21 protein-coding genes are annotated in these 17,775 nt (G+C 32.6%); 2 read left to right on the top strand and 19 right to left on the bottom strand.

From position 1 onward, the window contains the following. Window positions 1-151: 151 nt before the first annotated feature. The 11 genes from gpG to A5N88_RS02935 form a co-directional block, all read right to left on the bottom strand. On the bottom strand, window positions 152-469 hold the full coding sequence (gene gpG, locus A5N88_RS02985; protein ID WP_066262876.1) for a phage tail assembly chaperone G: 318 nt from the start codon (window positions 467-469) through the stop codon (window positions 152-154). 99 nt (window positions 470-568) lie between these two features. Then, window positions 569-1,141, bottom strand: a complete 573-nt coding sequence (locus A5N88_RS02980) for a major tail protein (RefSeq protein WP_066262873.1) — start codon at window positions 1,139-1,141, stop codon at window positions 569-571. 26 nt (window positions 1,142-1,167) lie between these two features. After that, entirely contained in the window at window positions 1,168-1,554 is a 387-nt protein-coding gene (locus A5N88_RS02975) for a DUF806 family protein (RefSeq protein ID WP_066262871.1), read from the bottom strand. Further along, window positions 1,551-1,979: an HK97-gp10 family putative phage morphogenesis protein gene (locus A5N88_RS02970; RefSeq protein WP_066262868.1), complete on the bottom strand. Its 429-nt coding sequence runs from the start codon at window positions 1,977-1,979 to the stop codon at window positions 1,551-1,553. Before A5N88_RS02970 ends, A5N88_RS02975 begins: the two co-directional genes overlap by 4 nt. Further along, the gene (locus A5N88_RS02965) at window positions 1,976-2,308 is read right to left on the bottom strand and encodes a phage head closure protein (RefSeq protein WP_066262865.1); all 333 of its coding nucleotides are present in this window, start codon (window positions 2,306-2,308) and stop codon (window positions 1,976-1,978) included. Before A5N88_RS02965 ends, A5N88_RS02970 begins: the two co-directional genes overlap by 4 nt. After that, window positions 2,272-2,607 carry a head-tail connector protein gene (locus A5N88_RS02960; protein ID WP_066262863.1) on the bottom strand — a complete coding sequence of 112 codons (336 nt, stop codon included), beginning with the start codon at window positions 2,605-2,607 and terminating at the stop codon, window positions 2,272-2,274. Before A5N88_RS02960 ends, A5N88_RS02965 begins: the two co-directional genes overlap by 37 nt. 16 nt (window positions 2,608-2,623) lie before the next feature. Beyond that, window positions 2,624-3,826, bottom strand: a complete 1,203-nt coding sequence (locus A5N88_RS02955) for a phage major capsid protein (protein WP_157090584.1) — start codon at window positions 3,824-3,826, stop codon at window positions 2,624-2,626. A gap of 2 nt (window positions 3,827-3,828) precedes the next feature. Next, entirely contained in the window at window positions 3,829-4,581 is a 753-nt protein-coding gene (locus A5N88_RS02950) for a head maturation protease, ClpP-related (RefSeq protein ID WP_232317509.1), read from the bottom strand. Further along, window positions 4,553-5,785 (bottom strand): phage portal protein, encoded by a 1,233-nt coding sequence (locus A5N88_RS02945; protein WP_066262858.1) that lies wholly within the window; start codon window positions 5,783-5,785, stop codon window positions 4,553-4,555. Before A5N88_RS02945 ends, A5N88_RS02950 begins: the two co-directional genes overlap by 29 nt. Before the next feature lie 15 nt (window positions 5,786-5,800). Next, on the bottom strand, window positions 5,801-7,600 hold the full coding sequence (locus tag A5N88_RS02940) for a terminase large subunit (RefSeq protein ID WP_198160163.1): 1,800 nt from the start codon (window positions 7,598-7,600) through the stop codon (window positions 5,801-5,803). Next, window positions 7,581-8,033, bottom strand: a complete 453-nt coding sequence (locus A5N88_RS02935) for a phage terminase small subunit P27 family (RefSeq protein ID WP_066262856.1) — start codon at window positions 8,031-8,033, stop codon at window positions 7,581-7,583. Before A5N88_RS02935 ends, A5N88_RS02940 begins: the two co-directional genes overlap by 20 nt. 262 nt (window positions 8,034-8,295) lie before the next feature. Between A5N88_RS02935 and A5N88_RS02930 the strand changes: the two genes are divergently transcribed. Continuing rightward, the gene (locus A5N88_RS02930; RefSeq protein WP_066262853.1) at window positions 8,296-9,192 is read left to right on the top strand and encodes an HD-GYP domain-containing protein; all 897 of its coding nucleotides are present in this window, start codon (window positions 8,296-8,298) and stop codon (window positions 9,190-9,192) included. Window positions 9,193-9,342: 150 nt separating this feature from the next. On the opposite strand, the gene A5N88_RS02925 is transcribed toward A5N88_RS02930, so the two are convergent. Next, window positions 9,343-9,657 carry an HNH endonuclease gene (locus A5N88_RS02925; RefSeq protein ID WP_066262851.1) on the bottom strand — a complete coding sequence of 105 codons (315 nt, stop codon included), beginning with the start codon at window positions 9,655-9,657 and terminating at the stop codon, window positions 9,343-9,345. Between the two features lie 254 nt (window positions 9,658-9,911). Here A5N88_RS02925 and A5N88_RS02920 point away from each other — a divergent pair, with 254 nt between their 5' ends. Beyond that, the gene (locus tag A5N88_RS02920) at window positions 9,912-10,097 is read left to right on the top strand and encodes a DUF8096 family protein (protein WP_066262849.1); all 186 of its coding nucleotides are present in this window, start codon (window positions 9,912-9,914) and stop codon (window positions 10,095-10,097) included. Between the two features lie 128 nt (window positions 10,098-10,225). On the opposite strand, the gene A5N88_RS24655 is transcribed toward A5N88_RS02920, so the two are convergent. The 7 genes from A5N88_RS24655 to A5N88_RS02885 all read right to left on the bottom strand — a co-directional run bounded on the left by A5N88_RS24655 (window position 10,226) and on the right by A5N88_RS02885 (window position 17,701). Further along, on the bottom strand, window positions 10,226-10,393 hold the full coding sequence (locus A5N88_RS24655; RefSeq protein ID WP_157090583.1) for a hypothetical protein: 168 nt from the start codon (window positions 10,391-10,393) through the stop codon (window positions 10,226-10,228). Between the two features lie 396 nt (window positions 10,394-10,789). After that, window positions 10,790-11,605, bottom strand: coding sequence for an NPCBM/NEW2 domain-containing protein (locus A5N88_RS02910; protein ID WP_066262843.1), 816 nt, complete (start codon window positions 11,603-11,605; stop codon window positions 10,790-10,792). Between the two features lie 469 nt (window positions 11,606-12,074). Further along, the gene (locus A5N88_RS02905) at window positions 12,075-12,260 is read right to left on the bottom strand and encodes a hypothetical protein (protein ID WP_066262841.1); all 186 of its coding nucleotides are present in this window, start codon (window positions 12,258-12,260) and stop codon (window positions 12,075-12,077) included. Beyond that, window positions 12,257-12,466, bottom strand: a complete 210-nt coding sequence (locus A5N88_RS02900) for a hypothetical protein (protein ID WP_066262840.1) — start codon at window positions 12,464-12,466, stop codon at window positions 12,257-12,259. The genes A5N88_RS02905 and A5N88_RS02900 overlap by 4 nt, the downstream gene beginning before the upstream one ends. A 62-nt stretch (window positions 12,467-12,528) precedes the next feature. Then, the gene (locus A5N88_RS02895) at window positions 12,529-13,260 is read right to left on the bottom strand and encodes a hypothetical protein (protein WP_083952990.1); all 732 of its coding nucleotides are present in this window, start codon (window positions 13,258-13,260) and stop codon (window positions 12,529-12,531) included. A gap of 284 nt (window positions 13,261-13,544) precedes the next feature. Further along, window positions 13,545-14,384, bottom strand: coding sequence for a hypothetical protein (locus A5N88_RS02890; RefSeq protein WP_083952989.1), 840 nt, complete (start codon window positions 14,382-14,384; stop codon window positions 13,545-13,547). Between the two features lie 410 nt (window positions 14,385-14,794). After that, entirely contained in the window at window positions 14,795-17,701 is a 2,907-nt protein-coding gene (locus tag A5N88_RS02885) for a hypothetical protein (RefSeq protein ID WP_066262838.1), read from the bottom strand. Window positions 17,702-17,775 lie beyond the last annotated feature (74 nt).

The following is a 17,775-nucleotide window of genomic DNA, read 5'->3' as shown; positions in this document are numbered from 1 at the left end:
GCACCTGTCATAACGTCTTGTTTTTCATTTGATGATAATAAATCAATAAGACCATAATAGTCGGCTTCATCAATATCGTTAAACGACATAGTACCTGACTCAATTAAATCCATATACATTTTATTCAAGTCCTTTAAAGCCTGACCAGCAGTTATTTTTGGGCTTTCTTTGCCACTTCCTTCAAGCCCTGTTCCTCGTTTCCCATTACTTGAGCTACTACTTTTGCTAATGTATCCATAAGTTCAGGCGCAGCAATACCGTCTAAAATAGCGTCAGTTGTTACTTTTTCTCCAAAACAACCAGCAACAAATTCTAACATTTTATCAAGTGTTTCAGTTTGTGTTATTTCAATATTTCTTTCAAATTCATCCTGCATTTTAAGGGCTTCACGTACTCTTCTCCCTGAAATAAACGGTTGTTCATGTACTACTTTTTCGCCTTTTTCATTAAATAATTCAATTCTTAACATTTGTCATATCTCCTTCGATTTAAGTTTTAGTTGTTTTTTTGTAAAAATCATAAAAAAAGACTAGGAGATTATTCCCCTAGCCTTATGAGTTATTAGTTATTATGCACCCGCAACTGGACGTACAAAGGTTTCCCAAATTTCAGCTTTGAAGTCTGTATCTGCTTCATTAGCTTTACCATATACATTACCATCTGAGAAACGAGAAATAAATTCACCTGAAATTTTATCTTGAGCAGTTTGAACGTTAGCATCATTTGATTTCAAATCTGAATCAGGAGCACCAAACATTCCTTTAAGAAGTGCAATGTGAAGTACGTTACCATCTACATCTGAAGTAATGAATTCAGCAGATACATAAGGTGCTTGGTTATCTTTACCCATTTGATAAATTCCATTTACTTTTTGCATTCCAGTAATAGCTGCCATACAATCATCAGGCAAGTTGAAAACTGATAAATCAACTTTAACGTCACCAGTACCTTTTGCAGAAACGTCAATAGCCATGTTTGAAGCATAAGATTTAGTCATGGTTGGAGCTAGACCTGTAATAGCTGCTTCAACAACACCATTCTTGCTGTTCTTACCATCTAAAGTAAATTGTTTTGCTGGAACTGCTTTTTCATTTTCATCTAAAACTGTTAGAATTACTTTATCAAAACCTACTGTTGCCATTTTATAATCATCCTTTTCTTTTTAAATTAAAATTTTGTTTTCCTAAACTTTGCGGTTAAATATAATTTTTCAACATCTGGATCTTTAGCTATGTAGCTTGCATCTGTAGAGTAAAAACTATTGTTTTCCATATAGTCGTTAAGAAGGTTATCATAAGAATCTGCTAATGCATCATCAACGTTATACCAAACCTGTATCTGAACTTGTGTTGAAAGGGAATTACTATGGTTACTTGCAAAATTGCTACGTGCATTTTGAAGATGTGTTATTTTTACCAAGATTGGAGCATCCTCACTTTTTGTATCATCTTCCATGATTTCAGGAACAGAATGTAAAAAGACAAAGTTTTCTTGGAAACCCATTGGATTATTTGGAGCACAAATAAGGTTATAAGCATCCGTTAAAATACTCATAACCCATTCACTTCCTTATTAATAATCTCTTGCATGGCAACTCTCACTGGTTCATGTGTTTCAGTAACCGTTTTTTCAGCAAAATGTTGTCCATCCTGCTTAATTGTTCCATCATTTACGAACCTAGAACGCCATGCAGTATCTTTACCATATTTAACTTCAATCTCACCCAATTCATTAGGAGCAGAAAGGGTAATATCATCCTTCATGTGTTTAAACTCATGGGTTACACCGTTTTCAGTTTCCCATTTACGTTGGGCTTTCCATTTACGGTCTGATGTATACTCAATTGGTGTATTTTCTTTGAGTTTTTCAGCTACAATAGCTGCACCAACACTAGAAGCTTTTTTACCTCCGCTTTCAGTCTGGTAAGCTAGTTTTCTAAACATAGCATCTAAACCACTCATGTCCACTTCTACACTCATAGCTTACTCACCTCACAAATGATGGTCATCCACTTTTTATGTACATCATGGTTAACATCTTTTATTTCGTAAGTTAAGCCGTTATAAGAAATTGTCATATCGTTTGTAACATCAAAGTCCTGATCTTCACGAATAATAAAAGTAACGGCATGTGCTGTACCGTTACCTATATTCGTAATTCTATCTTTAACGCTTTGTGTCCAAACTGCAGCATATATACCTGAAGCAACTGGAACATAATTTGTCTTAGCAACACCATTGATTTTTGTTGATACTTTCTTATTAAAGTTAATTAACTCGTTGAGTTGGCCTGTGTTTGTAATTGCCATGCATAACTCCCCTTTAACTGAAGAATAAGGGATTTTACCCCAAAGGGAATTTCCACAACTTGCATCTTATTAGATGCATCAGTTACAGCAGTACGATATTTGTAATAATGGTCTGTCAGCATGATTACTACAGTGTCAAATCTAGGATTCTCATCATAGAACCCTGGAAGATTGTCTTCACTTCCTACAGCACCTTTTACATAATCAGATGCAGCTTGCATAAATGTAAGAAGCATAAAATCATCTACAGAAGTATTAATACGCAATGCTGTTTTAATATCATTTAATTGTAAGGTCATACCTCATCATTCCTTATTATGCAGATGGTTTTTCATCAGCGATAGCACCAAATTGAGCAAATACAACAGCTTCTGAATCAGCAAGTGCAACATCAAAACGGTCAATAACACGGACAATAGTTTGATCCTTTTCAAATGCACCTGCACCTTCCATAGTTGTTGCAAGAGACATTTGTTCTCTGTCAAATAGAGTAACAGCTTCATTCAAGTCACCAATGAAAAGTGGATACAATGGAGCTTGTGCTGTTCCAGCAGGTGCTAACCATTTGTCAGAAATTACTTTTACAGGTTTACCAAACAATAATTTTTGAGTTGGTGCAGATGGATCTGGTTGAAGCAAATATCTTCCGTATGCATCTTTAACTTTATCTAAAATGTTGAATCCAGATTGAGAAGTGATGAAGATAGAGCTTACTTGAATAGCAGGGTCTAATTGAACATTGTAGATATCTTTAATGTCATCTACAGACGTAATAGGTTTCTTTTGTGCTGCTGGTAATGAATTAATTACACTAAGAATTTTAGCGTTTCTTGTTACAGTGGATTTCTTAGCAATCCATTGTGTGATATAAGCAACGATATTTTCAGCAGTATCTTTCAATAAGCTGTTTGTGATAGTGGAAAGTCCACCATAACGAGAAATAAGGTATTTGATAACAGTTAGTTGAGGATCATCATTGTTTCCAAGAACTTCATCTTCATTATCCAAGTTTTGTAATGCTGTTACGTCTGTCCATTTTTCTATAACCCTAGATCCCGAAAGTGTAGTTACTGGTTCTACCCGTACATACTGCTCAAGAGCATCATATTGACGCTTTAAGTTACGAATAGCAGTTTGGATATCTTGTGGAATAGTTAAGCCAATACCATTTCCGTTAGAATCAAGTTCAGAGCTAACTAATGCTTTAACAGCAGGATCACCTTTAATTAGACCTTTGAAATCAGCGATAAATTTAGCTTTTTGATCTTGTTCTTTATTTGTTAACGGTTTAACTTCAGTGTTCATTACCAAAGTTGCTTGTGCATTTAATTGAGCTTCTTCCATTTGTTCTTTAGCAACATCACGTTTAAGTTTTGCAGATTCCAATTTAGATTGTAGTGCTTTAACTTCCTCTGCAGTTACTTCGTCATTCATAACAGCCATAGAAAGTTCATTTTGTACGTCAGATACTTTTTGTCCTGCAGAAATCCATGCGTTTTTCATTGTTTCGATATTCATAATTAGTTTAACTCCTTCAAAAGTTTTAGTTTTTGTTGTATTAGATTTGGTTTTTCTTCTTGCTTTTTGTTGCTAACTTCGTTATGTGTAATAACAGGTTCTTCTTTATGTAGTAATGACTTAGGTACATTACTGTATCTGGCAAACAAATCTTCAGAAATGCTTGCTGCTACTTGATTTGCTGGTAAAATTTCATCTGCTAAACCGTAATTAATACAATCCTGAGCAGATAACCAAGTTTCATTGTTTAGTAGCGTGTCTAATGTTTCTTCATTCAACTTGTCACCAGCTTTAAATAAGTAAGTTTGCTTCATAGATGCACTAATTTTATCCAGTGTATCTGCTTGTTTTCTCATTTCTTCTGCACTTCCGATTACCATCGACCACGGCTGGTGCACCATCATCATTGCGTTTGAAGGCATAAAAATAGTGTCACCGCTCATAGCGATCACACTGGCAATTGAAGCTGCAAGTCCATCAATATAGACGTTAACTTGAGCACTATTTTGTTTTAACATTGCTCCAATAGCCATTCCATCAAATACGCTTCCACCTGGACTGTTCAAATGTAAATTGATTGTACTGACACTACCTAAAGCATCTAAATCATTCTTAAAAGTCATTGCTGATACATCTGAATCTGCATATTCATAGCCACTTGATACAACTTCACCGAAAATGTAAACATCGGCTTCATTATTACTTGTAAGTTGCATGTTCCAAAATTTAGTTGGTGTTTTGTGTTGTGCTTTCACTCTGTTTCTCACCTCCTTTACGGTCTGCAATAGGAGTATCTATAGGATATAAATCCCCACTCATAAGCAATGTATTGGCAATTGGACTTGGAAATGGTGTGTTTCCTTCTAACATCCTAACTTCATTTTGAGTCATCCATCCATTTCTTATAGCCGCCTGATAGTACGCTGTGCTTGTTGCAAGATCAGCTTTCAGCAGACTACGATAATTAACCCTAAAATGATACCCTTTTGCCCTTTGTGCATCTGTTAGACATTTCCTACTAAGCTCTTGTTCGTATTGTGTAAGGGTAGGTCTAAGGTTTCCAGTTAGAAATTCCAAGTTTAATTGTTCAAGAGAAGCATAATTTGAATTAGCATCACCTAAGAAATGTTCCGGAAGATTATAGACCATGGCGACTTTAGATCTAGTAACCTTATCCACGTTAATTAAGTTAGTATCAACTAATTCACGTTCAATACGTTTAATTGTAGTACCATTCTCTTCAATGAGAATTCCACCATTTTCTTTATAAAAGCTTGCTATATTCTGAACTAATGCTTTCTTTGCATCATCATCCATTTGGGTTTCAAAGTTAACAATAAATCCTTCATTATTACCAATAAGCTGATCCAAAGAGATTTTACGTATTTGTTGGTCATAATCTAATGTACCCTGTAATAGTTTAATTGGATTAATACCCTTCACTCCATTAAAACGCATGTGTTTAAAGTGAAGAATTTCGCTACAATGTACATACATAGTTTGTTGAAATAAACGATTATCAACAGCAGAAATTGAGTACCATAATTCACCACTATTTAAATCTATTAATGGCTCACATGCATCTGAGCGAATTACCCCCCAATCCACGACTTGTCCATTAACATTTCTAAATTTCATCATGTATGCATTTCCAGTTAGATTCCTCATAGTTTCTACATCTTTTAGCCAATCAAATTGAGTAAAATAACGAAATCCATTACTAAGTAAATTATATTCAGGGCAATCAGTAGGCTTATTATAGTTACCGTCATAAAGTTCTATTGGAAGACTCGCTAACATATTTGACATTTTATTTACAGCACTAAATATTGATTCATGCATTTCTGCAGCCGAACCGAAAAAGTAACTCCCTTGTAAATTAGTGAAATCCAACCTATTTACAGGACTTTTTATAAAATTCTTAAAGATTCTTTGCTTCATTTTGCTCCACATACTCATTTAATCACCTCCTTTTCATCGCATATTTCTTAAATCTGATACAGATATAAAGGTTACTTTTGGTTTTCCAAGAGGTTTAATGAGCATAGGAATAACGAAAACATGACTGTTTAAACTAGCTGCAAAACCATCAATTTTCCTGTTTTTACCTTGTTTTTTAGGCAACCAGTTACGATTTCTATCTTCAACAAGCTTTACATTGTTCAAATACCATCTGAACATCTTGTTATTGTTAAAAACAACCTTTCCATCAAGCATCAATTCCTTAAAATTTTGAACCGCTCCCCCTAAAGTAACAAATCCCTGAACGACTTGTTCAGTTACAAATCCATGTTTTTCAAGATGACCATTTAGGAATAAGGCTTTAGCTCTGTCATATGCAATTTTTCTAATGTTATATATCTTTGATTTCTCTTTAAACCATTCAAGAATTGGCTCATAATCAACATAAGCGCCTGGAAGAACAGTTAAATATCCATCTTGTATCCACTCATCTAATCTTTGTTGGTTATTATCACGGTCATAACGTGCCTGTGGTATCCACGAATGAGACAATATAAAAATAGAGCCATCATCAAGTGGAAACTCTAAACATGCGCTACTGAAGTCCTCGGTTTCTCCAAGATCGTAGCCCCCTACTGCTTCTCGTCCAACTAATGTTTCAATATCAATAACACGGTTGTTCTTATTAATTGTTGCTATGTCTACAAAGGACATTTCACTAATATCACTCATAATATTGAACTGTTTTGTTAACCAATCCGCTTTAGATTGAGGTACTTTTTTATCTTGCTTCCAATCCATTACCAGTGATACAAATTGCATCAAACCAATATTAGGATTTGCTTTAATCCACATCTCAGGATCATCAGCTTCTTTAGGGTCATCCAATTTTGCTACATAATAAAATGTACGTTCATCTGTATCTTCTTCAATATTATCTAAGCATTCTTTAGCGTTTTCTAAGTATTGCATAAGAGGCCCATCTAAAACGTAACCACACGTTGTTATATACATGATTAAAGGCTGTTTTCTTGTACCACGTGATTTCTTTATTACTTCAATTAGTTTGTAATCTCTAAACTCATTTATTTCATCGAAGATTGCAAAGTGTGTATTCAATCCATCAAGTTTTCTAGAATCTGATGCACGTGATTCAATCTTTGAAAAGGTTGCTGGATGCTCAATAGCTGACCTTTTGTTCTTAAACTGCTTTAATACTTTTGGTGATGACTTTAACATTTCACCAGCTTTATTAAATAGTAAGTTTGCCTGATCCTTTGCATTTGCTAAAATATATACATTTGCACCTTTTTCACCATCAAATCCAGCCATGTATATAGATAATCCAGATTGCATTGTTGTCTTACCATTCTTCCTGCCTACAATTTCTACTGCTTGACGATATAACCTTTCTTTTGTAGTTGGATTGATCCATCCAAACAGTGAACCAATGATAAAGTGCTGCCAAGGTTGAAGTACAATCGTGTCATATTCGCCTTCAGGTGGTTTACAGTAAGTTTCTATAAATCTAATAGGTCTATGTCCTAATTCCTCATCAAATACCCAAGGAAAGGCTTCTGTACCTTGTCTAGATAGGTTAAACATGTGCCGTTTAGCAGCTTGAATGTTTTCTTTAGAAGCTGGAATAGTACCATCAATTAACCTTTCTGCATACCAAGTTGTCAGTAATTCAGGATAAGGTTCAACTAATATTCCGCCCCAAGATTTTTGTTCTTTCTTATAATCCTCCCACCATTGAGTTAATTCGGTAAAATTCATTTCTAAGATTGGTTTAGATGTCAATTTCATCATCTTCTTCTGTGCTCAAGTTGATTGCTAATCTAGCTCTTGCAGAAGGTGAAAGTCCTAAATCAGCAGATAATACCCTCATTTGAGCTGCAGCATCTTTCTTCCGTAAATAAAAAGGACTTGGCTTATTGTCGATCCATTTTCCTTTAGCTTTAATTTCACGTTTACAAGCAAGATATTCTGATAAAGCATCGCAATATAAAGCAAGTGTATTTATGTCTGCTTCATTGATCAATTCAATTCCGATTAACAATTTAGCTAGTCGATTGAATTCCTTTTTAGCTGTTGCATCTAGCCAACTTGGAGGAACAACATTTTCAGCACTCATTTTTAGCTTTTCTTCATTTGCAGCGCGTTTTTCAAGCTCTTCTACATTTTTCTTTGCTGGATTACCTTGTATAAGTTGAAGTTTAGCCGGCTTTGCTGGCGTTGGCATATTATCACCACCCTAAAAAAATAGATTTTTTAGAATAATATTTCTAGATTGATATTTCCTAATAATTTTAAATATATTACTTTTTAGATGTTTATTTCCTGCTCACAGTAATTATGGTAATTTACAATAAGGTGCTATTTTCACTGTAATTACCATATATACAAAATTGAGAGAGGATATGGTGAATATTTCATACCAATGGTTAAGTAACCCCTTATACTATCGCTACGGATTTTTTATAATTTTATTAGGAAGTATTTTATTGAACAATTTTTTTCTGCAACACGAAAATTTCTTTATACTCTATGTTTTGTCAACAATATTTTTAGGTATTGGCTTCTACAAGAAACCTACTTGGTTTTTAATTTTTTTCACATTAATTATTGTTATATGCAGATTTTATCCTCTACTAGATTCCTCTTATAGCTTAGTAACTTTTTTTATTTTTTTATTAACTTATCTATTAATTACCTTTATAACTGTTGGTCTAGTCACTAATATTCAAAAAGTTAAACAAGATAATTTAGAGTTAGTTACTGCTCTTTCTAATGCTTTGGATTCTAGAGACTCATACACAATGAATCATTCAGAAAATGTTGCTAAATATGCGGTTGAAACAGCAAATAAAATGAGACTACCAAAAGCCATTTGTAACAATATTCAAATAGGTGCATTATTACATGACATTGGCAAAATTGGGATTTCGGAACGAATTTTAACAAAGCCCGATCAATTAACTAATGAGGAATACAATTATATAAAGTCTCATCCAACTATTGGTTTTGAAATGCTTAAACATGTATCAAGTTTTAAAGATAATGGAATTCTGGATATTATTTTATTCCATCATGAAAGGTATGATGGCAAAGGATACCCATTACAAATAAAGGGAGATCAAATACCGTTAGCAGCAAGAATTGTTGCAGTTGCAGATACTTTTGATGCTATGACTTCTAAACGTGTTTATAGAAATGATCTAGACTTACAAGATGCTTTAAACGAGATACGTAATAATAAAGGAACTCAATTTGATCCTGAAATCGTAGATGTTTTTCTGAGCCTTTTTGAAAAAGAAAATAATACAAAAAATTTTTCCGGTGATTTAAATCTTCAAAGAGTTTTTCATCCTTTACAAACTGATAACTCCAGTGTAGGATAAACCTTACAGCACCAAGACTTTAAGCCGTGGTGTTTTTTTTATTTTCAAGATGTCAAAAATATTGATCGGCGGTATTATTATAAAGGAATGTCCCCACCGTTTTTCAAACGAATAGTTTTAGATATTTTAAAGGTAGGGGCGGTATATTTTTCAAAATTCATCGTTATTCCCATAAAATTTGTAAACTTCTGGAGAATTTTTAACTTTCTTCTTTCCACCAGACTTCTCAGGATGTTCCCTGTTATGACATTCCATACAGATTGTTTCTAAGTTATCCAATTCAAATGCTTTACTGAAGTCCTCACGCAATGGAATGATATGATGAACTGTATTACCTTGAGTAATCAATCCTCTTCTTAGACATTCCTGACACAAGTAGTTATCCCTAACCAATGCAGTCTTACGTGCTTTTTTCCATCTTGCAGTATTATATATCTTATCTAATTCATCACGTTCTCTTGCCATTATGAATCACCTTAAATGATTTAATATATTTTATTTATTTAATTTGTTATTTACATTATATATATTGCTTTATCTTATATATAGATAAGTACATACTTGATTTCGTCAGGTAGATCATGCTGCTTCGTTTAGATATGATACTCAATCAGTTTTGCATGTCGCTCAACTAATGGATCGTTCATTTCCTTCGCTTCTCCCTATTTCGATTCCATTCTGTTAAAATATAAAAGTTGAATCAAAAGAGGTGAACAACATTGGCAGAAGAAACTAAAGAAGAATTCAATGGTTATGACACAACTATTGTTTATGACTTTAAAGAATATCCAGATGTATCTCCTGGACGTTGTGATAATTGCGGAAATGCCCACTTTCAAAGTAAAGTTGGCCCTGAAGGATTTCTTCGTAAGTGTCGTAAATGTGGTATGACAAAAAGTATTTAGTCCTAATGATTTAGGGCTTTTTTTATTTCCTTCTCACAGTTCCATACCTACGCTTATAAGTGTCACGATTCATTCCCGTCTTTTTATGGAATGAAAAAAGCACCCAATAATGGATGCTTAATTTCAATTCAATTATTTAATAACCTTCTATATTCTTCTTCTGAGACATTTAAAGCAATTTCATGGTTATCACATTTTTGTTCAAACAATTTTTCATTTGTAATTCTATGTCTGATTACTCCATAAATGCCATCTGGACGTTTTTCAGATTTAGGACGATACTCTTTAAGATCCATTCTTATCACCTCACATTCATCTACACAATTCGATAATATGAGTGATAATTCCTTTATTCATTGCCTCCATATTTCTTTTCCTTAACGTAATTCTCCAAAACAAATGAACCGAAAAGTATTAACACAAAGAATGTTAATGACAGATATATACTTATCTTTAATGCCAATATAAATATTGTTGCCAATAAGATTATAAAAAATAATTGGACTACCAACTGTACTAATGACTTAGTAAATAACTTTAACCATTTCATCTTAGACATCCCCTTATGATGTTTTTATTTTTGATAAAAAAGAAAAATAAAAAAGCACCCCATAAAGAGGTACTTTATAAATAATTATTATCTTTTTTTGGTTTAAAACTATAATTTATCTGCTACTCTTATAAGAAACAACTTAATTAACAATTATATTTGCAAAGTCAATTTGCCCAGCATCAACAGATGTAATTTTTAGGTTTTTTACCCCTGCTATATTTAAATCAATTCCAACAGGTAATTCATCTTTATTTAAATCGAATGTCCCCAGTAATTTGTCGTCACCATAAATACTAATTTTTGTATCATAATTTTCTGCATTGTCTTCAAATCCTAATGTTCCAGTAAGATGTGAGTATTTATTATTTAAATTGAGCGAATATCCGGTATCATCTCCACCAAAATACATACTATATCCCTTAGTATAATTTTGACCACCCATTGTCATTTTTTGATTTACAGCCATTGTGTTCCAAGACTCATAAGGACTTATTAGGTCAGACAAATAACTTCCACTTGGAACAGCTCCAAAGAATACTGTATCACTTGATCCATTATAACTTGCACTATCTCCCAGTAAATTCCCTACTAGATTGACCGGTGCATAGCGAACTCCATTATAGCTGAATAATGCAGGTACAGATGAATTCCCTACTTGATAATTACCGCTTAATACATTTCCTTGATAAGCAACCTTTGTTTTTAAAGGTGTAACAGCATAGGACTTATAATAATTAACATCCTTATCCTTTGAAGCAATTTGATTTTTATAATCATTAATTTGCTTCTTATAGCTGCTAATTTGCTTATCTTTCGATGCATTTGAAGCTTGTAAAGTTTTAATTTGTTGTTCCAAAGACTTTACGGACACACTTGCTCCAGCACCTACAGCAGAAAATAATGAACCTGCAATAATTGCTCCTGTTAACCCTAATGCTACTTTTCTCTTTTTCATCCCTTTAACCTCCTAGATGTATTCACCTAGTTTATCGGCAAAATCTGGAGATTTTTTAGTAAATGATACCAATTATTTTCTTCTATAGTTATAAAATGATTTTTGACTTTGCTGGTTTAATGACTTATACTCTAATCTTAATGATTTAATATGAGTTTTAAACAAGCGAATTATAATATGTAACAATATTGTAATTCCTAAAAGTATTAATAAAAAAGCACTTATTTTTATAGGTGGTATTAATGATCTTATAAAGACTGGAACGGTTACAATCCAACTCAAAACTAGAAAAACTAATAAAATTCTGCATATTTTTACTATACGGATAATTTTATTGCTAAGTTGACTTAAGCGATTATATTTCATATTATCCCTCCAGAGGATAATTATATATAACCTTCTATAATCTGCAACTATTTTACTATTTGACAAACAAGAAAGCACCCTTTTACTGGGCGCAGCGATTAATTTATTTAATAAATACTTTCATAGTAAAATCACGATAAATCACTTCAATTTCTTTGAAGCAATCTTCTTTTGTATATCCATTCTTACCAATTTTCAAAAATTTTGTGAAGACTGCACCTAAAGCCTCTTTTGCCTCCATATTATCCATTTGATTTACATATTTTATTACTTCTTTTTCAAAACTCATTTAATCCCCTCCTCAATTTCTTTCTTTTGAGGAGAAACAATTTTCTGCTTATAAATTGAACGCAGTTGTTTGAACTGGTCACTTTCACTTTTTCCACCTATACCCACATGTGCTATGTTAGAAAACAATTCAAAAAGTAAATCTCGTACTTCTTGTTCATTCATTAATTCTATATTTTTGAGTATGCTGTTATCAATGTTATTCATCAAAATCACTCCTATCCAAATATTTACCATTTACAATATTCTTCAAGGAAGGCAAAAGTCCTTTAATTGTTAAATCGTTCTTGGACTTTAAAAGTTAACTCACTCTTCTTTTGATTTAATATTTCCAACTCAATCAGAGCATCTTTATGAATATCCATTTGTCGTTTTTTAAACCAATTATGAAAATCTTGTACAAGTCTTGAATAATCATCTACAAGTGTTATTAGACTAATTTTATCATCTTGTTTTTGTAAAAATTCTTTACCCCCACTTTTCCAGCCATCCCAATCTAGAAGAGTACTTTTAAGTAAGTAAATAGTATGTGACGGATTTTTGTCTCGGCTATATGTCAAAGTAGCTCCTGTAATAGGTAGTGCTCTGTGAACACTATAATTCCTAATATCTTTTATAAAACCGGCTAAAGAATTTTCAACAAATGTCTTGTTTTTCATTTCATTATACTCTTCATCAAAATGCTCACCCTGGTATTCATCTTGATAAAATTTTCTTGTATGATCAACAAGAGTCATAGATGCAGCAAGATAGTTATGAAAAAGCCTAGAAACTTCATCTAAAGTAGTCTCAAATTTGCCATCCCTCTTTGGAGCGGACATTAACTCCATCGCAAAGGCTGTATCTTTTTCAAATCGATTTAATATCGCCAACAATTCAGCACCATTCTTATTAAAAGTATATAAACTAACACCCAATAATCTAATTTTCATATGAATCCTTTGGCCTTCACTCTTTTTAATTTTATTTAAAATATATCTAATTTCTTCTCCTATGTTCATAAACACCATCTCCAATTTATTGTATACTCTAATTATACAATAAATTGGAATAATTTTGATTTAACAGAGAGGATTTTCTGAATACAGATACTAATTTATTTTGCTAGGTTCACCCTAAACCCTACAAACAGAAGTTCATTGTGAACCATCGTTTTGTAATAAAGTAATTTTCAAGTTATGTAGGCGTTTCCAACTCTTCATTTGTTTTCTTACTTATACTTGTCTTTGATATTTATACGTGTTATTATGTATTTGAATTAGGACTAATATCTATTGGCGTAGGATTAGTCGTTTATTGAAATTTTGTATGAAATCATTGCACGATAGAGGTTTTCAGGAATCCGACTCCTGTAAGCCTCGGCTACTTCTTTAATACGCTTTTCTTTGTATGATTTATATGCTTTAAATGCTTCTGCAGGAGTTTCAAAAAGACCTATATACCCTCTTTTATTATTCCCTTCTCTACATTGCGCTTCAAATTTATTACCTTTTCTTTTTACTCCAATTGGTAACGAACCCCTTAAAGATTCACGTCTAACGAAAAGTAAATTTATGTCATGCGGAACAAAAACACATGTATCTGGGCTATATATTCTATTATGTTTATGTAGAATATCTTTGTCTAAATCCATTCTTTTTTGACCTTCAATAGCGTAATAATTCTCATCGTACCAAGCCGCGAAGTTTTGAAAATTATGCCACTCATCAGTAACTCTACAATCTTTATATGTAGGTTGTTTTTCTTTGACTCTCTCACTATAGCATCTAGTCATCATTGCATGCCAAGTTATATAGGTAGATGTAGGCTTTCCATTTTCGGAGATCTTATATTTTCCTCCCCCGATAAATCCAACATTAAAAACACTCTTATCCCATACATTCTTTACATTCCCTGATAAAAACTGTTGCCAAGTTGACTTAACCAAATTTCCTTGTGGGAATCTTATCCATACATCAGTAGAACTGTTATATTCGTCAACTACCATCAAACTTCCCATGTTATTCATTCTAACTTGCCCTGTACGCTCGATAGCTTGCTGTTTAAATATTTGCCTTCTTTCTTTCTTGTCTGGTTCAAGGATTGGTAATAACCCTAATTCCTCAGTTAATTGTATTGTTTCCATATAGTCTCCTTCGCTTTTTCGGGAAGCTTAACCTCTGTATTTTTTATAAATTGGACGCTACATTTCACAACGTTGCTGTTTAAATCTCCAGAAAACATAAACCAAAATTTTTACGCTTTATGCAAATTTAAACTTGCAAAATTAAACAACACTAGTTATACTTATGTTAAGTAGGATAGTGGAGGTCACTTGATGGTCTTTTTTTAGAATAAAAAACAAAAATAAGAGACCAGGCTTGAGTACCCGATCTCTTACTCTTATAAAATAGGAGAGAATAATAATGAAAAAAGGGAAAAAGTCACTTACTTCACCTATGTGTTCAGTGCCACGACTATGCATGCTTCGTGTTCCAGTTCCCCCTCATATAGCCACTTGTAAAATCCTAACAAAACCTTGATATTACTAGCTTTCTAGACTGCTTGGTGTACGTTTTTTGTATTACTTTTAAAAGTTGACAAGAATAAGTCTGGATATGCCTTATAAAGGTGTAACATGATGCGTAGGTTAGGATATGTTGTTCCATCTTTACGAACGTTACTTTCTTCCCCTTCCGTACGTTTGCTTATTTTAGCTAATAAGGCATACATTGTATTTCTATCCATCTTAATTTTACTTATTTTTCTATCGTACTTTTCCATAATGAATTCAGCTTCTCTAACTTGTTCTTCTTCCTCAAGACTCAGTACATAAAGTTGATTTTTTTCTTGTTGAGATTCAGATGCTAATTCCTCAATGATATGCTGTTTTCTTCTATCTCCGTCTTTAATCCGACCATCAACGAGTAAAGCAATCAACTGTTTCGGCTCATCTACACCATTTCCTCGTTTGATTTTAGACATTTGAAAAACTAACCAATCCATCGGAGTGTTGTAGTATTCCTCTTTAGATGGATCTCTCCAAACTACTCCATCCACTTCTTTTTTCTTTTTCTTCTTGTCTTCTTCCTTAACAAACTTCCAAAACTTCGGTTTAAATTTGATTACTCTCTTTTTAATTTCCTTAACAGTTTTAGTTTTGTCTTTTTTATCTTTAACCTCTCCTTCTTGTTCCATTTCATAAGTAAGCAACATGCCATTTAAAATTTTATTAAAATGTCTTATTTGTTTATCCAAATCCAAATCATACTCACGTTTTGCTCCATCAATAGCAAGCCCAGAACAAACAGCCAATGCATTAACGATATTCAATAACCTATTTACTTTTTTTCCGTCTTTTTTATGTTTTTCATTCCACATAATCGAAGCAGCTAATTGCCCATTGTTAGTAATTTTCCCTATTCTCCTTTGACTAAGGCTTAGTTTACAATCAATTCTTGCTTTATCTTTATTATTTAAACGATACTTCACTTCAGGGCTATTTGGTTTTAATGGAATATTGTTAACTGGAACAAGGTATTTATTTTTATTTTTCATAATTATTTCTGTTAATACTTTATCGTTTGTGAAAAGACAGGTATCCGAGTCATAATCACAACCATTTAACGTATCATTTATTGCAAATGCAATTGAATTAACAATTGCTATGTTATCTGTAACTCTGAAAAACTTTATGTATTTAAATCTTTCATCAGGATTTTCTTCTAAGTCAGGACGAACATTAACAACATGTAAGCAGTTTGCAGGAGATACGTGCGGGTTACGGAATCCAATTACATCCCCAGCAGGTAATAATGTAGTGAATATTTCATTATCTTTCAATGCAAGAGGATCATTAATTTCTCCTTTAACTTCCCCAACTGTCGCAAGTAGGTACTCAACTAAGTTACCGCCCATCACACAGTAATCACCAGGAACTCTAATTTTTCCTGATTGTAATTGTTCACGATATTTACGAATAACTTCTTTTTTGAAGTTACGGAAAATCATGGTGTCAACAATGTTTGGTTCTATATTATAAATATCAACAAACATTTTATTTGAATTTGTGTTATTTTGAGTTCTTTCTAGGTATTGCATTAACTTTTCAGGATTATTTTTAAGTTGACTTATATAATCCTTCTCGAATGTAGTTAACTTTTCTATTTGCTTAAAAGACGCTGGTAATGAGTTAATCATCTGGTATGAAAGTTGCTGATATTTAATTCCATTTTTCTTATCATCTTCATCCATACGTTTTGATTCCTTCTCATATTTACATACACCAAACAAACTGCGCATTTCATCTTTAACAAACTTCTTCCAACACCCCCACATAGCTTCTTTCCCGCCAGTGGCATAGTCAAACTTAAGACATTTTAAATCACTTGGATTTATTACTAACTTAATTGATTTAACTGGTACATCGTTATTCCACATATCTTTAACTGTTGCGGTTTCATACGCATCATCACCATAATACTCCTTAAAGAAACCTTGTAAGTCCGTATTAAAAGCTGCAGTTTTGAAAAACGCATTTCTCAATAATAAGAACCCTTTATCTACAAATTCACCTTCAAATAGGCTGGAATCCATTAATGAGCTGCCGTCAAATAATTCATTTTCAATTGTATGTCGTTTCGGTTCACTATGTAGCATTCCATCTTTAAGACCAATAACATTTACCTTTTTCTCAAATTTACTAACCACTTTATCAATAATTAAAATTGAATCTGGATCAATCTCAATCGTATCAATCAAACTACTGGTGACTAAGCTTTCATAGGCCATTAAACCACTTAAATCAAGATTTTCTTTATCAAAATCTAATCTCATATTTGACCAAGTAGACATTTCTTCAAATAATTCTTCTCGGATAAACCATGCTTCACCTTTGCGACTTTTAGAGGTGCTTCTTTTATAAAATTTAAAGTGTACTAATTTATTTGCTTTAGTCTTCTTATCAAATATTTCAAGGTTAAAACCATTCTCATATAAATCATATCTTAGAGTATCTAATTTCACTTCATTCCACTCTTCAGATAAATTAGGTTTCTTTAATTCTTCTTTTAGTTGAATCAATGAAGACAATTCATTTTTTAGATCTACTAATTTATTTTTCAAATTAACTCTTGTTTTAACTTTCTTCTCTTTATTTAGTTTTAATTCAATTGCTTTAATGCTGTTCTCTTTATTTGCAATCCATGTGTCAACATTATTTTTTATTTCCTCACCAGGCCTTACCTTACTTTCAAATTTAACATTGACAACATCATAACTGATTTTTCTATTTTCATTTAAAGGTAACACATGCATTCCAGTCTGCTTAAGTTTAATTGATTCTAAACTGTAAGGTATCATTCCCTTAAATTCCGTTTCTCTAATAGGACGGTTTTTTCTATGATTAGCTTCCCAAATATCACTTGCTTGTAAACTTTTAATATATACTGAATAATTCGTCATTATATCTACTCCATTTCTGTATATGATAAATTTGATTATCCAAAACCCCCTTTTTTTGCGGTATATATAACATA

The organism is Heyndrickxia acidicola (assembly GCF_001636425.1).
In the GTDB taxonomy this organism is placed as follows: domain Bacteria; phylum Bacillota; class Bacilli; order Bacillales; family Bacillaceae_C; genus Bacillus_AE; species Bacillus_AE acidicola.
The sequence above is the reverse complement of the archived record's forward strand: the minus strand, read 5'-3'. Positions and strand labels throughout refer to the sequence as shown.